Genomic DNA, 15,604 nt, shown 5'->3' with positions numbered 1-15,604 from the left:
AAGTCTATTTAAGCTTTATATTCTATTAGAAATTGTCATATGTTTTTTAATAAAAATGCTTGATTGTAAAACCGGAACGTCATAATATAGTAATTGTATTTGTCTAACCAAATGCTGAATCTCAGTAGCAGTTAGACAGCGCTTGGGACAATAGTCCCAGGCGCGAGAAAAAACCAAAAATTACCAACTAAATAAGCAACTAACAGGGCGGGTTTTGTACAAAACCCGCCCTGCCACATGAAAACCCAATGTAGGCGCGGGCCAGGTGTAAAAAAGGAGCAACTAACAGCTTTGTTTTTTACCAAACTCTCCCAGGTTAAGGGCCAAGGTAGGGGCGAGCCCGGCGTAAGAAATTGGCCAAATAACAGATAAGCTTGGTACAAAACCCCCCTCTCTCACGGGCTGCTTAATTCTGTATGTCGCCAGACAATCCCCATCTCAAAATTTCCATTATCATTCCAGTCTTAAACGAAGCACCTACAATTGCCCCAGTCATCTCCACCGCGCTTCAGGCCCAAAATGTCGAAATAATTGTTGCCGACGGCGGCAGCAGCGACGGTACTACAGATATAGCAAAATCTTTGGGTGTCCGAGTTATTTGCACCGCCCCAGGCCGCGCCACCCAAATGAATGCAGGTGCCGCCGCCGCTACTGGAGAGATATTGCTGTTTCTCCACGCAGACACTCTGTTGCCTCGCGGGTACGACTCTGGCGCGCGTCGGGTACTAGCTAACCCGTCTGCAGTGGCGGGGGCCTTTCAACTCAAGATTGACGCCCGCAGTCTCAGCCTCCGGCTGGTAGAAACAGGGGTAAACTGGCGATCGAACTTTTTACAAATGCCCTACGGCGACCAAGCTATTTTCCTCCACGCAGTTACCTTTGACAAAATCGGCGGTTTTCCCGACTTGCCCCTGATGGAAGACTTTGAATTCGTGCGGCGGTTGAAAAAACAAGGCCGCATTGAAATAGTACCCCAGCCAGTGCTGACCTCCGCCCGTCGCTGGCAGCAGCTTGGGGTCATCAAAACCACCGCCATTAATCAAATAGTAATTATCGGTTATTTCCTCGGAGTGTCGCCCGATCGACTCGCTTTCTGGTATAAGAGGCAAAAGAAAAATTCTTCTGAAAACTAAAGAATAGTGAACTTTTCTAAAGCTCGCCGTTAATTATGTAAATAGGAAACACGTCCCTGCGTAAAATATGACTTGAACGCCTCAACTTTTTAAACTGCGAGGACAAACAGAATATGGCAGATCCCAGAGATGCAGAGCTTATTAAACCCTTTAACGGCGACCCCTTCACGGGTCATCTAGCCACCCCCATCAGTGCTTCTGATTTCACAAAAGCATTTATTGGGAACTTGCCCGCCTACCGCAAAGGACTCTCTCCCCTAGTTCGAGGTCTAGAAATCGGTTTGGCACACGGTTATTTCCTCGTCGGCCCCGAAATCGTCTTCGGACCCCTGCGGGATTATCCAGAAGCAGCTAATCTCGGCGGATTAATTACAGCCCTCGTATTAGTTCTGCTTGGCACAGCAGGTATGTCTGCCTACGGTTTAGTCTCTTTCAAGCAAGACAACACCAGCTACCCTAGCGCTAATCCGATGACTCCCGATTCCCTCAGAAATGCTGAAGGTTGGAGCCAGTTTACCGCTGGTTTCTTCATTGGTGGAATGGGTGGTGTCTTTGCTGCCTACTTCTTACTCGAAAACTTGAAGGGCGTCGATGCCATCTTCCGGGGCTTAGTCAACAATTAGACTCGACTCCCCAATATCCCTGTTGGAACACACTAACTTTAGTTTGGAGAATTTGATATGACAGGTTCCTACGCTGCCTCTTTCTTGCCTTGGATTTTGATTCCGGTTATTACATGGTTAATGCCGGTTGTGGTAATGGGTTTGTTGTTTATCTACATTGAAAGCGACGCCTGATCCTTACCCCTAAAGTAAGACCTAAGTTGGAAAGCCGAAGTAAGAGGATTGACGAACAATTGCTCTGACATTTCTAGATAAATCTAGGGAAAATCAGCAAAAATTGTTTTGAGATTGCTGGCGATCGGAAAACTTAGTTTCTTTACCCCCATCCCCAGAATTTATCTGTGGAGCAATCTTTCAGTTTTCTTCCTTCAAAACTGGTAATTCCCAAAAAATCCTCTGCCTGCAGGCAGAGGATTTTTTTGCAAAGAAGACAAATGATCCGTTCAGAGCACACAAATTGCCAAATTGTAAGCCACAATTGTTATGGAAACCTACTAATGAGGAGACAGCGATGCAATTTTTCCCCGCACGCCGCATCTTAGCTCCATTCCTGATCTCGGTACTGCTGCTGGTGACTTCCTGCGGTCAAACTCAAGCCCCCTCCCGTTGGGACAAAGCTCAGCAGGAAAGCACCCAAAAACCTGGTAAAGCACAGCAGACAACTGCTGATAAATCAACTGCTAGTAATCAAAACCTGCCCAAGAAGGCAGTGGCAGGCGGTAAGTTAAATAAATACTTCCCATCTTCAGGGGGTGGGTTCGATCGCGTTTTTGCTCAAGAAAAATCTGGTTTTGCTGAAGCTAAGTTGAACAAAGACGGTAAAAATGTCGCGGTGCTCTCGATTAACGACATCGCCGGCAACCCCAGCGCAGGTGCAAAATTCCAGCAAAGTACCAAGCAAATCAGCGGCTATCCCGCTGTTAATCAGGGTGCTAATATCACTGCTGTTTTAGTGGCAAATCGCTATCAGGTGAAAGTTCAATCCCGCAATCCCTCTTTTACCGCTAGCGATCGCGAAGCTTGGCTGTCAAAATTTAACCTCGGCGGTCTCGCCCGCCTCAAGTAGCAATCTCTTTTATCACACTCCGCGCCCGACTCCAGTCTGGCGCTATTAGAACTAAGTCTCTCAAAATGAGACTGTGAAGTTCTTGCCATCTGCCAAAAGTAATACCTTTAATTCCAGTTCCAGCAAAAGGAGTTTTTTGTGAGCAAAACAGTCTTTGAATTAGTCGATACACTGCCTAAAGACAACATGACTGTCAAAGCCCTCCGAGCGCTTGACTTTGTGGTTCCCGGTGAGTGGAACAATTTAGTTGGCTTTGAAAATACCATTCGCACCGTTACTGGCGAAACTGACGAAGAACTGATCCAGCAAATCGGCGAGCGCGCCATCTACCTCTACAACGATAAGTCTGAGGGCTACCAGCGCGCTCTTTGGCTTTACCAAACGATCGACAGTGCCTCTAGCGCCCTCGGTACCGCAGCCCTAGCTAACAAAGTCGCCCAAAATGTGCCGTTTTTGTCCATGCTGGGCAATCTCACCCCCAAGCCTGAAAAAGCTCAAACGATCGACCTTTCTTTGAAGTTAGTCACTGAGTTGCTCGCTTTTTGCCAAATCAACGGCATTCCCGGCGACAGCATCGGCGATTTTGCCGCAGCTTTGGGCGACTACGGCGGCGAATCCTTGATGCGGATGGCTGCTTTGGTTTGTTTTGACGGTTTGATTCCTTTGGGGCCAGACTTTATCATGGCCACTCAGTCTTGGATTGAGAGGCTCTCCCCCAGCGATTTGCAAGATAATTCCGCCTTTAAGTCGATCGGCGGCATGATTCCTGGGGGATCTCCCGCAGCCCAACTCGGCTTTATCGGCGAAAGCTTTAACTCGGTTTCTGGCTGGATGAGCTCTTTTGTGAGCGATCGAGGTTTGACTCCCCAAAACGTACTCGGCCACTTGCAGAGTTTTGTGGAAATTTCTGCTGACAAGGTGGACTACGTGGGCGCATTCCTCGACATGACTACCAACTACTACGAACACACCGGTGTTCAAACTCTCGCCCGCCGTTTGATTGAACGAGCTGTCGCTGAGATTTAGAATAACCAAAGGAGTTGTGATGTTTGCGGGCGATCGCCCTCTGAGAGTGTTTTGAGTTCAAATTTTTTGGAAGGAGCAATTCTCTCTCGGTTGGTTTTCGATAAAAAGTGTGCGCGATCGCCAAAGTCGATCGCCCCGACTTGCACTCACAACTCCTTTTACCGATCACTTTTAACAGGAAGCGTTAATGCCAGAAGAACAGCAAAATCCTACCGCTGGAGAATCGGAAACTCCCAGTGCTTCGATCGAGAACGCCCCGAGTTCCGACACAGCCGAGACAACCGACTTTCCCAGCACTGACCAGCCTCAGCCGACTGCTAAAAAACCCGCAGCCAAGAAAGAACCGAAAAATCCTACCGCTGGAGAATCGGAAACTCCCAGTGCTTCGATCGAGAACGCCCCGAGTTCCGACACAGCCGAGACAACCGACTTACCCAGCACTGACAAGCCTCCGGCGGCTGCTAAAAAGCCCGCCGCCAAGGCCGAAGGCGACAAGCCCCCAGCTAAAGCTAAAAAGGAAAAAGCACCTGCTGTTGAAGACAAGCCCTTTGCGGAATTTATTCAACAAGATTATTTGCCCGCTTTGCAAACTGCTTTGACTAAGCAGGGCGTTAAGGATTTAGAGGTGAGTTTTGCAAAGCAAAAACTCCCAGTTGCGGGCATGAGTTCCGCCGGGGATTGCTGGCAGGTAATAGGGAAATTCCAAGAAGGTCAGCGCCAATTTAACCTGTATTTTCCTCAAGAAAATATTCAAAGTCAAAGGGCGTTTTCCTGTGCTGAAAATAATACCAAAACTAGCACTTTAGAGCCTTTTTTGATAGATGAGCGCAAGGTAACACTAGACCTCATGGTGTTTGGCGTCGTCCAGCGACTTAACGCTCAAAAATGGCTAAATCTTAATTAGTTAATGGGGAATTGGGAATTGCGAATCGGGAATTGGGCATTGGTTTGATAACATCATGTCCGGCTAATCCTAATAATTATTGTCCAGTGCGAGCGTCCCGCTCGCGAGCTAGAAGCTCGCACTGTTGCCGTAATCGATTGACCGGACGTAATATAATTGGTAATTGCTGATGCCGATAAGATTGTTTTTCGGAGATGCCCAATGCCCTGTTTGGCCAATGCCCAATGCCCTGTTTGGCCAATGCCCAATAACTAATGACTATTGACTAATGACTTTTGACTAAGGACAGATTTTCTTCGGATTTTGTCAAAAAATTGCGAGCTTGCATAATCCCGTAAAGGTTAACATCTGTTTCTAACAAACAAGCATGACCGCTGTTAGCCAGCAGCACCATTTCAGCATTGGGAATTACCTTGACTAAAAGCTTCGCTTCTACTACCGAAGGCAGCAGCCGATCGGCACCGCTAGCAATTACTAGCGTCGGCTGTTTGATGCCGCGCAACTGATTTTCGTCAACATTAAACGATCGCACTAACGCCAATCTCCACACAGACGTGTTTTGCGGTACTGCTTGCATCGCTTCTAGCAAAGCGCGCCGATCGTCGCGCCCAATCTTTCCTAATGATGCTAATATCGGCAATAAACCGATTACCGACAGCGGATAAAGGTTGGCCGGCAGCCACTGAGTCAGATACGATCCCCACTGCACCCAAGGCTGCTGTCGAAACGAAGAAGCTGGATTGACTAAAATTAATCGATCGCACACTTGAGGATCTTCTAAAACAGTTTTCATCGCTAAACAGCCCCCAAATGACTCGCCGCACAGATAAACCGGCCGCTTGGGCTTTCCCGCTTGCTTTTCTGCTTCAATTAAGGCAATTGTTTCGCTAACCAGTACCTCCCAACTAGCCATGTCGTCAGCCGGTACAGTTAAGCAGCGAATGTCGAAATGATTGGCTAATTTAGAAATTTGCGGCCGCAGCAGCAAACCGCTGCCATCCATACCGGGCAGAAATACAAATAAAGGGCGATCTGGTTTCGGCGGTTTGGGGGTTAGGAAACGAACCTTGTTATTAGCATTTGCCATGATTCAAGTCAATCGATTTTAGATTTTAGATTTGAGATTTTAGATGGGAAATCTGACACCAGCCCACAGTCAATCGATTGCGCGATTTTAGATTTGAGATTTTAGATTGACTTGCGCGAGATAAATGCTCTTTCTTGAGGATTTTCGATTTTCGATGGATTCCACGGATAAATCCGGGGGCTTGTAGCACCTTTGAAATTCTTGGTCAACAGCCAACAGCCAACAGTCAACCGTCAACCGTCAACCAACTTACAAACTTACAAACAACCTCGTTGGAGTAATTCTGCAATTTCTCCCTGACAGTGGTATGTGAGTTCAGCCACAACTGCTTTGGCTTTTTTGCCTCGATATTGCTGCTGTCTCTCGACAGTAATCCAGTAAGGCCGGCCGATTAAAACATTAACTCGCTGATAAATTATCACAGGATGCCACCCAGAGCGATCGAACAGCGGTTCCGAAGGATCGAACAAACTCAACAACTTGAGCGGTACAGCCGATCGTATTGACTGTTCCTCAAAAGAACTAATCGCCACCGGCAACACCGCCAAATCCCGCACCGGAGCCCGCAAAGCCAAATGAGCAAATCCCCGCTGAAACTTCCCCACAGTATTCGGCCCAGTCAGCTTCACCATCGGTTCTGCACCCTCTGGAAACACCCCCACCATCTCCCCGCTTTGCAGCAGCGCTGTCGCTTGAGAGAAAAAATGCTGCTGTCGGTGATCCGGTGCTTCCAAGGGGAAAGCGCCGAAAGTCGTGACTACTTCCCTCATCAGCGGAACTTGACCCATGTAATGATGACAAGCAAAGCGGATCGATCGACCCAAAGCCGCCGTCAGCAGCACAGGATCTAAGAAACTGCGGTGATTGCTCACCACCAGCACCGGACTCTCCTGGGGAATCCGATCTTCGCGGTACATAAACATCTGCGTTCCCAAACCAGCCAGGAAACAGCGCGAAATCAGCAATTTGCTCTCTGAAGACATGGGCGAAAAGACAGGTGCGACGCTATAAAGGTTGATTCCATTCTCAGGAAGCTTAACATTACTTTACCAAGTCGGGGCTCCCTCAACTAGACAGGAGGAGTCCCGCGCTCTACCGATCGAAGTGAGCGTCGGGAGGAATGCGCGTGAGTGAAGAGAGCCACCCCTGACCAAAACCGACAATCTTTAGATGTTGGAAGGGAAGGGGTGGTCGAAGAACGAACAGATTCCCGATCCTGCCCCTTGTTTTTACTATCTTCACGAGATACAATAATACCAAAGTTCGTGAAAATAATGTCCCAAGTAATCACCGCCAAGCTAAAACTAAAACTGACTGCCGAGCAAAAAGCTTTGGTGTCTCAGACTGCTTTAGCCTACCGAGATGCCTTGAATTACACTTCACAAGTTGCTTTTGATGCAGGCAAAACCAGCAATGGTGCTAAGTTACATAAAGCGGTCTACAACGAATTGCGGGTTCGATTTGGGCTGGGAGCGCAAATGGCTTGCAATGTACCCAGACAAGTGTCTGGAACCTATAAGACTCTGTGGACTAAGGTAAAACAATCTAACGATGCTATTGCTAAAGGCTACACTAAGAGACGGTATAAAGGGCTAGACAAAGCCCCCAAATATATATCTCGAACTTGTACCCTAAATTATCAACGTGACTACTCTTTTAAAGCCGAGAGGCAAGTGATTATCATCACTCTCCAAGGTCGAATAGTTGTCTCGTATGATGGTTACAATAAGCATTTAGATTTAATTGCTAATGGTGCAAGGATTGGAGCCGCTAAAATTGTCTATCAGCGTTCCTCCAATATCTACTATCTGATGGTAAGTATCGAAGTAGAAACGCCTAAGATTGACCCACTGAAAATAACTAGAGTCTCTGGTGTTGACGTGGGTATGCGCTACTTAGCGGTGGAAATAGACTTGCAAAATAAGGCTAAATTCTACTCAGGGAAGAATGCTAGACATAAAGCTAACCGCTACCATAAAGCACGGATGACTCTTCAGCGTAAAGACACTCGTTCAGCGAAGCGAAGACTAATCGCTTTGTCTGGGAAAGAAAGACGGTTTATCGCTGATGTAAACCACCAGATCGGTAAGGATATTGCCAAACCTAACACCCTAATTGGACTAGAAAACCTCACCGGAATACGGGACAGGACTAGGACGAAATCGGGCAAGAAGGCAAGCAAAAAGAGACGTAGAGCTAATCGAAATAAAGCTAAATGGTCTTATGCCGAATTGCACGGGTATATCGACTACAAAGCCAATCTAAATAATTCGTTAGCAACTAAAGTTCCGGCTCATTACACATCGAAAAGTTGTCCTAAATGTGGACATACTTCGGATGCTAATAGACAAAACAAAGGGCTATTATTCCGTTGCGAATGTTGTAGTCATGAGCTTCATGCAGATCTTGTTGGTGCGCGAAATATTGCAATGAGAGCGTTGCTAGTTCGGCAAGACTGGATGAGCACGGGGAGCTTGTCAGCATCCCCTGATGTATCGAGCGGTGAAACCAAAGCCCAAATCCTGCAAAGGTTTTCGGAATTGCGGTGGAGTTCAGATACAAGCCCACATCATAGCGGTATCCCGCTTGATGCTGGGTAGTTGACAAAGTAGACTTTCCCCTTATGCCTTGGTTTGGTAATCCTGGACGCACGGGCGGCCATCACCTTGCTTGTTGCGTGCGTTTCCTTCTCGTGGGCCCGCCACAACAGTAAAAAACCCGGTTTCTAGGCCGGGCGAGTGCGATCGCGAACTGTTTCGGCAGAATTTCCCAGTCAGAAGCAAAAATATACCAACTCTTGTGGCAACTTATTAAAGAATGTTTACAACAGCCCCAAAACCAAGTTGCGGCAGCTAAACTTAGAAATTTACAGTCGGCATTGACGCACTGTCAAAGTATTTTTGGACAAGTCGTAATAGCAATCTCGCGAGGCATCAAATGAATAACATCCAAAACTATCGCCTTAAATGTACCCTCACCTTTGGCGACATTTACGGTCAAATCATTGTTTGGCTGATAGTCATCTTCCTAAGTCTAGCGTCGGCACTCGCCTTGTGGAGTAGCGCCCGCCAAATCTACGCCTTGGCTACCGTCGGCTTGATTTTAGTGCTGTCTCTGCCCTTCTTGCTGTTTGCTTTCGTTACAACTCTGCTAAATAACATTGAAGTGCTTGCTGTAGAACCCGGTACGGAACCTCAACCTTCTGCAACGGGAAATCAGTCGCTTCAGAACCCTGCCGAAAGCGCCGGCTAGTCCAATTTGAGATTTTAACTTTTGATTTTCCATTCAAATCAAAAGTTAAAAAACTTCCTGCTCTTTTGGTAGGAAGTTTTTTTTTGCGTCACGATAAGCTGAGCAGAACACTCAAAATAATTAAAAGAAATGCTAGAACACGACGTAATCATTGTAGGCGGCGGTTTAGCAGGTTGCCGCGCGGCTGTAGAAATTGCCCGGACTGACCCCAGTTTAAAGGTAGCTGTCGTCGCTAAAACTCACCCGATTCGATCGCACTCCGTCGCAGCCCAAGGCGGCATGGCCTCCAGCCTGCAAAATGTCGATCCCGAAGACAGTTGGAAAGCCCACGCCTTCGACACAGTAAAGGGTTCCGACTATTTGGCCGACCAAGACGCGGTAGAAATCCTCACCCGGGAAGCCCCCGGTGTAGTCATAGATTTAGAACACATGGGAGTCCTCTTTTCCCGCCTCCCAGACGGCAGAATTGCCCAGCGCGCTTTTGGCGGACATTCCCACCGCCGCACCTGCTACGCCGCCGACAAAACCGGTCACGCCATCCTCCACGAATTGGTCAACAATCTGCGCCGCTGCGGAGTTCACATCTATCAGGAGTGGTACGTTACCCGCCTGATTTTGGAAGAAGGCCAAGCCAAGGGGGTAGTTATGTACCGCCTGCTAGACGGTCAAATTGAGGTTGTCCGTGCTAAGGCGGTGATGTTTGCTACGGGGGGTTACGGCCGCGTTTACAATACCACGTCGAACGATTACGCCTCGACGGGAGACGGTTTGGCGATGACCGCTTTAGCTGGATTGCCGCTGGAAGATATGGAATTCGTGCAGTTTCACCCGACGGGTTTGTATCCCGTGGGAGTGTTGATTTCGGAGGCTGTGCGGGGGGAAGGCGCTTATTTGATTAATTCAGAGGGCGATCGATTTATGGCCAATTATGCCCCGTCGCGGATGGAATTAGCCCCCAGAGATATCACCTCGCGGTCAATTTCCATAGAAATTCGCGCTGGCCGAGGAATTAATGTTGGTGGTAGTGCCGGCGGCCCCTTTATCTACCTCGATTTGCGGCACATGGGACGCGAAAAAATCATGAGCAAAATTCCTTTTGCTTGGGAAGAAGCCCACCGTTTGTTAGGAATTGATGCGGTAAATCAGCCGATGCCCGTCCGCCCTACCGTTCACTATTCAATGGGGGGAATTCCTACTAATATTAGCGGGCAAGTTCGCAGCAGTCCTGACAGTTTGGTAGACGGTTTCTTTGCAGCGGGCGAAGCAGCTTGCGTGTCTGTTCACGGCGCCAACCGTTTGGGCAGCAATTCGCTGTTGGAATGCGTAGTTTACGGCAAAGTTACTGGCGCAACCATAGCACAATTCGTGCAAAATCGCAAGTTGCCTGTCGTAGACGAACAGCGTTATATTACGGAAGCAAAAGAGCAAATTCAAGCACTTGTAGACCGTCCCGGAAAATACCGCATCAATCAAATCCGGCAGCAGTATCAAGATACTATGACTGAGTATTGTGGCGTATTTCGTAGCGCCGAATTGATGCAGGAAGGTTTAAATAAATTGGAGGATTTAGAGCGACAATATGAGGAGGTTTACTTAGACGATAAAGGCAAATTGTGGAATACGGAAATTGTAGAAGCTTTGGAGTTGCGGAGTTTGATAATTGTCGGGAAAATGATTTTAACTTCTGCTTTGAACCGGCAGGAAAGTCGGGGAGCTCATTCGCGGGAAGATTTTACCGAGCGGGATGACGGGAATTTCTTGAAGCATACAATGGCGTATTATTCGCCTGCGGGGATTGATTTGGCTTATATGCCGGTGGCGATTACGATGTTTGAGCCGCAGGAGAGGAAGTATTAATTTGTACGGGTGGGCAATGCCAGCCCTGTTAAGGTTGTGAAGAAATCCCTCAAACGATTGAAATTGCCTAGCGGGCGATCGTTAAATCTGATTCTTTTAAAAGTCGATCGGTAATCAACCAGGTTTATTGCAGATCGCCAGTCGGTAGGATGACGTAAAGCCGATCGATGACCCACGGGTTCTCAGAAACCGGGTTTTTTTACGAAAATACTTCGTTAAAAGCCGTCGAAACGGTAAAAAAACCCGGTTTCTTTAGTCTTTTTTAGCATGGCTGTCTTAAATTAAGCTCTTTTATTATCTATGCCAAGTTACGCAGAAATTGAATTGGAGAAGAGTGGATTAGCTGAACTACCCTTAGAACTCGATTCAAAACATGAAGGTTATGTTTATGGACAAAGCTTTACAAGAACGTGGGAAATTCTCGATATAGTAGCAAAGTTAAATGGCTTGCAACCTTTGAGTTCCTTTTACGCAGAGTGTGACATTCAAAAACAATGGTACGACTCAGCGGTTGGTCTTCAAACAGTTTCTGGTCTTCTCAACAAGTATTTTACAATCATTGGTTGCGGTACTGTTACATTTCTTTCAAGTGAATCTAAGAGATTGGATTGCGAACTTTCTGGCTTACCACAAGATGAGGCTATTTTAAAGGATGCTATTCGGAGTAAAGAGTTGTTTAATTACGCTATGTGGGACTTGCGAGCCTATGAGCTAATATTGAGAGGTGCTGTAGAGAACGGTGAGTGTTTCCGAATCGTCGTTAATTAAACTTTGGTGAAAGGTAGAATCGTTGCACCACCGATGAGCGATTGGAAGCTACTATGACTCAACAACCGCAACTTCCCGAACTAGAAAAAGTTAAGCAGACAGTTGCTAAAATGATTAATTAATGTGAAACTCATCTTGGGAATTCTCGACATCACAAGTAAAAAATGCTAGTCTGGGATAAATGCTGTTAAAACCATAAAAAATATCGTGGTTTTAAATAGTTAAAAATTATATATGAGTAAAACGACACAAACATCTCAATTCCAGCAAGCTCTTGAAGCTGTAGAAGTTTTATCATTAGAAGATCGAGCCATGCTTCTAGATATTCTTCAGAATCGTCTGCGACAACAGCGACGAAATGAATTACTCAAGGAAGTGGCAGAAGTTCGTCAAGAGTATGCTGAGGGCAATGTTAAATTTGGGTCTGTAGCCGATTTTATGGCGGAGTTGGATGATTGATGAAAATTGGTTGGACTCCCAAACCTATTCGTACTTTCAAAAAGTTAGTTTGTAAAAATCCTCAGCTTCGCCTTTTAATTGAAGCTACGCTTGAACTTTTGTCTGAAGACTGCTTTAACCCCAGCTTGCGAACTCAAAAACTGACAGGAGATTTATCGGGTATCTGGTCGTGTTCAATAGATTACGATCATCGGATTTTATTTGAGTTTGTGACCGATCCAGAAGATGAGGAGGAAGCTATTTTATTGCTCAAAATGGGTTCTCATGATGAAGTCTATTAAGACCGATCGCCCTTTTCCCCAATTCTCTCTCACTATCTCACCCGCCAGCATTATCCGTCACTTCCTCCACGGATAAACTTAACGCCTCCGCCACTTGTTCGACACTCAAACCCATTCCCAACAACCGGGGAATTGCATCCCTTCTTGCCTGAAATTCAGCTTGTCGTGCCTGCTCTGCACTCTCGCCTCGCTGTGGCAGTTCATTGGTGCGCGCTTTCCGGAGAGTGTAAGTATCAACCAGTCTACTGACGAAAACGTTAAGCTCTTCGGGATTCCAAGGCTTAGGAATGTAATGGCATAGTTGGCCAGCCTCAATAGCTTCAAAGAAATGTTCCGTATAACTAATTAACATAATTTGGCTCGTATCGGGGTACTGTACCGCCGTCAGACGGAGGAACTCAGTCACGCTCATTTGGGGCGTCGGCTCATCGCAGATAATGACGGCAACTTCTCCTTCCCTTGCCAAGATTTCTAGGGCGGCGGGACCTGATTCTGCCCTGAATACTTGATATTTGCGACGGAACTGGCGGTAAAGCAAGTCAATACTACAAGCCGTTCCATCCTCAACGATCAGCATTTTTAGGCGAGGATTTGGTGGGTGGGGAAATTTATCCGACATAGCTATACCCCTCTTTGTGTGAATGTGTTTCCACTATTTGTGATTTATTATTTGCACCAGTGCCGTTTGTGCAAGCAGCTAGCCATTTGATAAGCTAAAGGGGTAATGTCATTGCTCAACATCGGTTTCCCTGAAAAAGTTTATTGATAGCGATCGCCCTTTTCCCCAATTCTCTCTCACTATCTCACCCGCCAGCATTATCCGTCACTTCCTCCACGGATAAACTTAACGCCTCCGCCACTTGTTCGACACTCAAACCCATTCCCAACAACCGGGGAATTGCATCCCTTCTTGCCTGAAATTCAGCTTGTCGTGCCTGTTCTGCACTCTCGGCCCTTTCCCGCTGTTGTTCCCCTCGCAATCTCTCTAATTGAGCTCTTTCATCCCCGATCGACAGCAAATTACCTTCCTCGTCCCACCACCGCAGCCAAAGCATGGTTTGATTTTGATAACTACCTTGCCAAAGTCCCAATTCTAGGCCTAAAGGTGCAATGGGAAAATGACCGCGCTGATTGAGTTCTAACAGTTGATAAAACCCGTCAATCAAGCGATAAACTTCTAATCTGCCATTATTAACTTGGTAGATGCCGTAATAGGGAATTCGCATCACCCGCTCGTAAACCCAAAACTTTCCAGGTTTCGTTACCATCCCTTCATCCGATCGTGATAAAGGAGTACGTGAAGCGAAGCTATCCCGAAGGGAATCGCGCTCTTCATCCCCGTTCCCGCTAGCAAATTCCAAAGCAATTAACGGTGCTATGTGTTCCCGCCACAGCACGTAGGAACGCCGAATTTGACCGTCAATGTTAGGAGGTACATTCGGAACGTAAAACCAATCAGGAGCTTCTGCACCTTTTTCAGGCGGCTCGGTTTCTCGCCAGTAAATGCCGCAGTCTTGACCGATCGCATATTGTCCGTCAGGATGGCGCTGCTGCAAAATTTGCCCGATCGAATCAGTTAAAATTAAACTTTGCGGGTGTTCCTGAAAATTTTTTACAAAAGTACCGTCGGAGTCTGGTAATTGAGTGTGGTCAGGAAAAGCAGGAGGTAGAACAACGCGGTTAACGCTTTGGGTCATAATTCCCTCCGAGGTCTTACATAATTGGTAATTAGTAATTGGTAATCGGTAACAGGACGCTCCGCGCTAGGACTTATAAACCCGGTTTCGACCTGTATCTGTCGTCGTTCAACCAAGATTTATCTTAGAAACCGGATTTCTTTTCCTAAGTCCTGCGTAATTAAGAAGAAAGCGAGTAGTTTTGAGTTTAAAGTATTAAGTTTTTAACTTAATACTTTTTCACTGACAACTCAAAACTCTTTTACTTAAAACTTTCCTTAAGGTTTCGGTAGCGCACCTTCTGGACTAGGAGAAGCAGCCGGTTCTGGAGTCTTTGCAGCCGCAGGAGAAGGCGAAGGAGTGCCACTAGCTAACTGATTAATTTGGTCTTTATAGTTAGGAGGAGCTAACTGAGTAGCTCGATCGAACAGCGTTTTTGCCTCATCTGTTTTGCCCTGTTCCTTCAGCACGATCGCCTTTCCTAAAGTCGGGCGAAAATCTTTTGGATTAGCCTTAGCAGATTCGTCGTAAATTGCGATCGCCTCCTCGTAGCGCTTCTGCACAGCATAAACCTGCCCCAAAATCAACTGCACTGAAGTTACATCCACACTTTCCGGTTTCGCCAGATTTGCAGCCGGAGCGGCCTTCAGCGTATCTTGCAGCAGTCCGATCGCAGCTTCCGGCCGCTGCTGCACCAGCAGCAAATTCACCAACCCCTGCAAAGCCTTAATTTCCCCGGGTTTAGACGCTAAAATTGACCTGTAAGCTTGAGCAGCCCCTTCGCGATCGCCCGTGCGTTCCTTAGCCTGAGCCAGCAAAATCCCGTATTCAGTAGTCTCAGGATTCAGCGAAGCCAACTTTTCCAAAGGAGCGATCGCATCCTTAATGTCCCCCACTCCTTGCCCGATCAACTCCAGCCGCACCTGCAACAATCCCCGCAAAGCCGTTACGTTGTCAGGTTCCCGCTGCAAAACCAATTCGTATCCCCTAGCCTGAGCTTGCAGCAACTCTGATTGCTTCTCCCCAGACTGCGCCGTCTGAGTAGGCGTTGGAGTTGACTGACTTTGCGCTTGGCTGGCCTTGAGAATACTGTCCAAAATTGGCACAAGGGAAAATCCCAAAAAAGCGATGAGCGACAGCACCACCACCACAGTAATCAACCCACGACGCTTGTTTGCTTTTTCCATCATTCAACTATCCCAGCTTAAAATCTACTATTTTCTAAGAATTCAGGCATCGCCTGGGGGCATCTGCCATTTAACTAGATCCATGCAACCGCAAACGTTTTTAACTTCCAAGTCCCAACGGACAAAGCAGCCTTTTACTTGCAGCTAATATGGTAACAGACCCACAACTCCATGCTAGCTAAACAATTTTGGACACTCAGACCTGCAGCCCCAAGGACTGCGGTGTCTGTCCAATTTAGTCTGGTCAAGCTAAAAATTACCGAAAATATGGCGGATCAGCCCGTT

General features: G+C 47.0%; 18 protein-coding genes. 12 read left to right on the top strand and 6 right to left on the bottom strand.

Annotated elements, in window-relative coordinates:
• The first annotated feature begins 416 nt into the window (after window positions 1-416).
• The 5 genes from OSC7112_RS03885 (at window position 417) to OSC7112_RS03865 (ending at window position 3,848) form a co-directional block, all read left to right on the top strand.
• Window positions 417-1,133, top strand: a complete 717-nt coding sequence (locus OSC7112_RS03885) for a TIGR04283 family arsenosugar biosynthesis glycosyltransferase (RefSeq protein ID WP_015174680.1) — start codon at window positions 417-419, stop codon at window positions 1,131-1,133.
• 113 nt (window positions 1,134-1,246) lie between these two features.
• The gene (locus OSC7112_RS03880; RefSeq protein ID WP_015174679.1) at window positions 1,247-1,756 is read left to right on the top strand and encodes a photosystem I reaction center protein subunit XI; all 510 of its coding nucleotides are present in this window, start codon (window positions 1,247-1,249) and stop codon (window positions 1,754-1,756) included.
• A gap of 57 nt (window positions 1,757-1,813) precedes the next feature.
• A complete protein-coding gene (locus tag OSC7112_RS03875) occupies window positions 1,814-1,930 on the top strand; it encodes a photosystem I reaction center subunit VIII (RefSeq protein ID WP_015174678.1) in 117 nt (38 codons plus the stop codon).
• Between the two features lie 337 nt (window positions 1,931-2,267).
• Window positions 2,268-2,822, top strand: a complete 555-nt coding sequence (locus OSC7112_RS03870) for a hypothetical protein (protein WP_015174677.1) — start codon at window positions 2,268-2,270, stop codon at window positions 2,820-2,822.
• Between the two features lie 138 nt (window positions 2,823-2,960).
• Window positions 2,961-3,848, top strand: coding sequence for a hypothetical protein (locus OSC7112_RS03865; protein WP_015174676.1), 888 nt, complete (start codon window positions 2,961-2,963; stop codon window positions 3,846-3,848).
• On the opposite strand, the gene OSC7112_RS39300 is transcribed toward OSC7112_RS03865, so the two are convergent.
• Window positions 3,845-3,994: a hypothetical protein gene (locus OSC7112_RS39300; RefSeq protein ID WP_190274324.1), complete on the bottom strand. Its 150-nt coding sequence runs from the start codon at window positions 3,992-3,994 to the stop codon at window positions 3,845-3,847. The genes OSC7112_RS03865 and OSC7112_RS39300 overlap by 4 nt on opposite strands.
• A 41-nt stretch (window positions 3,995-4,035) precedes the next feature.
• Here OSC7112_RS39300 and OSC7112_RS03860 point away from each other — a divergent pair, with 41 nt between their 5' ends.
• Entirely contained in the window at window positions 4,036-4,752 is a 717-nt protein-coding gene (locus OSC7112_RS03860; protein ID WP_015174675.1) for a DUF2996 domain-containing protein, read from the top strand.
• Window positions 4,753-5,017: 265 nt separating this feature from the next.
• On the opposite strand, the gene OSC7112_RS03855 is transcribed toward OSC7112_RS03860, so the two are convergent.
• Together OSC7112_RS03855 and OSC7112_RS03850 are read right to left on the bottom strand one after the other, a co-directional pair.
• Complete coding sequence (locus tag OSC7112_RS03855; protein ID WP_015174674.1) at window positions 5,018-5,839, bottom strand: alpha/beta fold hydrolase; 822 nt, start codon at window positions 5,837-5,839, stop codon at window positions 5,018-5,020.
• 257 nt (window positions 5,840-6,096) lie between these two features.
• Complete coding sequence (locus OSC7112_RS03850; RefSeq protein WP_015174673.1) at window positions 6,097-6,822, bottom strand: lysophospholipid acyltransferase family protein; 726 nt, start codon at window positions 6,820-6,822, stop codon at window positions 6,097-6,099.
• Window positions 6,823-7,113: 291 nt separating this feature from the next.
• On the opposite strand from OSC7112_RS03850, the gene OSC7112_RS03845 reads away from it, so the two are divergent.
• The 6 genes from OSC7112_RS03845 (at window position 7,114) to OSC7112_RS03820 (ending at window position 12,456) form a co-directional block, all read left to right on the top strand.
• Window positions 7,114-8,439: an RNA-guided endonuclease InsQ/TnpB family protein gene (locus OSC7112_RS03845; protein ID WP_015174672.1), complete on the top strand. Its 1,326-nt coding sequence runs from the start codon at window positions 7,114-7,116 to the stop codon at window positions 8,437-8,439.
• Window positions 8,440-8,776: 337 nt separating this feature from the next.
• Window positions 8,777-9,091: a hypothetical protein gene (locus tag OSC7112_RS03840; RefSeq protein ID WP_015174671.1), complete on the top strand. Its 315-nt coding sequence runs from the start codon at window positions 8,777-8,779 to the stop codon at window positions 9,089-9,091.
• Window positions 9,092-9,220: 129 nt separating this feature from the next.
• Window positions 9,221-10,948 carry a succinate dehydrogenase/fumarate reductase flavoprotein subunit gene (locus OSC7112_RS03835; RefSeq protein WP_015174670.1) on the top strand — a complete coding sequence of 576 codons (1,728 nt, stop codon included), beginning with the start codon at window positions 9,221-9,223 and terminating at the stop codon, window positions 10,946-10,948.
• A gap of 300 nt (window positions 10,949-11,248) precedes the next feature.
• Window positions 11,249-11,716 (top strand): hypothetical protein, encoded by a 468-nt coding sequence (locus OSC7112_RS03830; protein WP_015174669.1) that lies wholly within the window; start codon window positions 11,249-11,251, stop codon window positions 11,714-11,716.
• Between the two features lie 234 nt (window positions 11,717-11,950).
• Entirely contained in the window at window positions 11,951-12,175 is a 225-nt protein-coding gene (locus tag OSC7112_RS03825; protein WP_015174668.1) for a hypothetical protein, read from the top strand.
• Window positions 12,175-12,456, top strand: coding sequence for a type II toxin-antitoxin system RelE/ParE family toxin (locus OSC7112_RS03820; protein WP_015174667.1), 282 nt, complete (start codon window positions 12,175-12,177; stop codon window positions 12,454-12,456). The genes OSC7112_RS03825 and OSC7112_RS03820 overlap by 1 nt, the downstream gene beginning before the upstream one ends.
• Window positions 12,457-12,493: 37 nt before the next feature.
• Here the strand turns inward: OSC7112_RS03820 and OSC7112_RS03815 are convergent, their stop codons facing one another.
• The 3 genes from OSC7112_RS03815 to OSC7112_RS03805 all read right to left on the bottom strand — a co-directional run bounded on the left by OSC7112_RS03815 (window position 12,494) and on the right by OSC7112_RS03805 (window position 15,322).
• Window positions 12,494-13,075 (bottom strand): response regulator, encoded by a 582-nt coding sequence (locus OSC7112_RS03815; protein WP_015174666.1) that lies wholly within the window; start codon window positions 13,073-13,075, stop codon window positions 12,494-12,496.
• Window positions 13,076-13,259: 184 nt separating this feature from the next.
• Entirely contained in the window at window positions 13,260-14,153 is an 894-nt protein-coding gene (locus OSC7112_RS03810; RefSeq protein ID WP_015174665.1) for a Uma2 family endonuclease, read from the bottom strand.
• A 257-nt stretch (window positions 14,154-14,410) separates the two neighbouring features.
• Window positions 14,411-15,322, bottom strand: coding sequence for a tetratricopeptide repeat protein (locus OSC7112_RS03805; RefSeq protein WP_015174664.1), 912 nt, complete (start codon window positions 15,320-15,322; stop codon window positions 14,411-14,413).
• Window positions 15,323-15,604 lie beyond the last annotated feature (282 nt).

The sequence above is a fragment of the Oscillatoria nigro-viridis PCC 7112 genome (genome assembly GCF_000317475.1).
Classification (GTDB): domain Bacteria; phylum Cyanobacteriota; class Cyanobacteriia; order Cyanobacteriales; family Microcoleaceae; genus Microcoleus; species Microcoleus nigroviridis.
The sequence above is the reverse complement of the archived record's forward strand: the minus strand, read 5'-3'. Positions and strand labels throughout refer to the sequence as shown.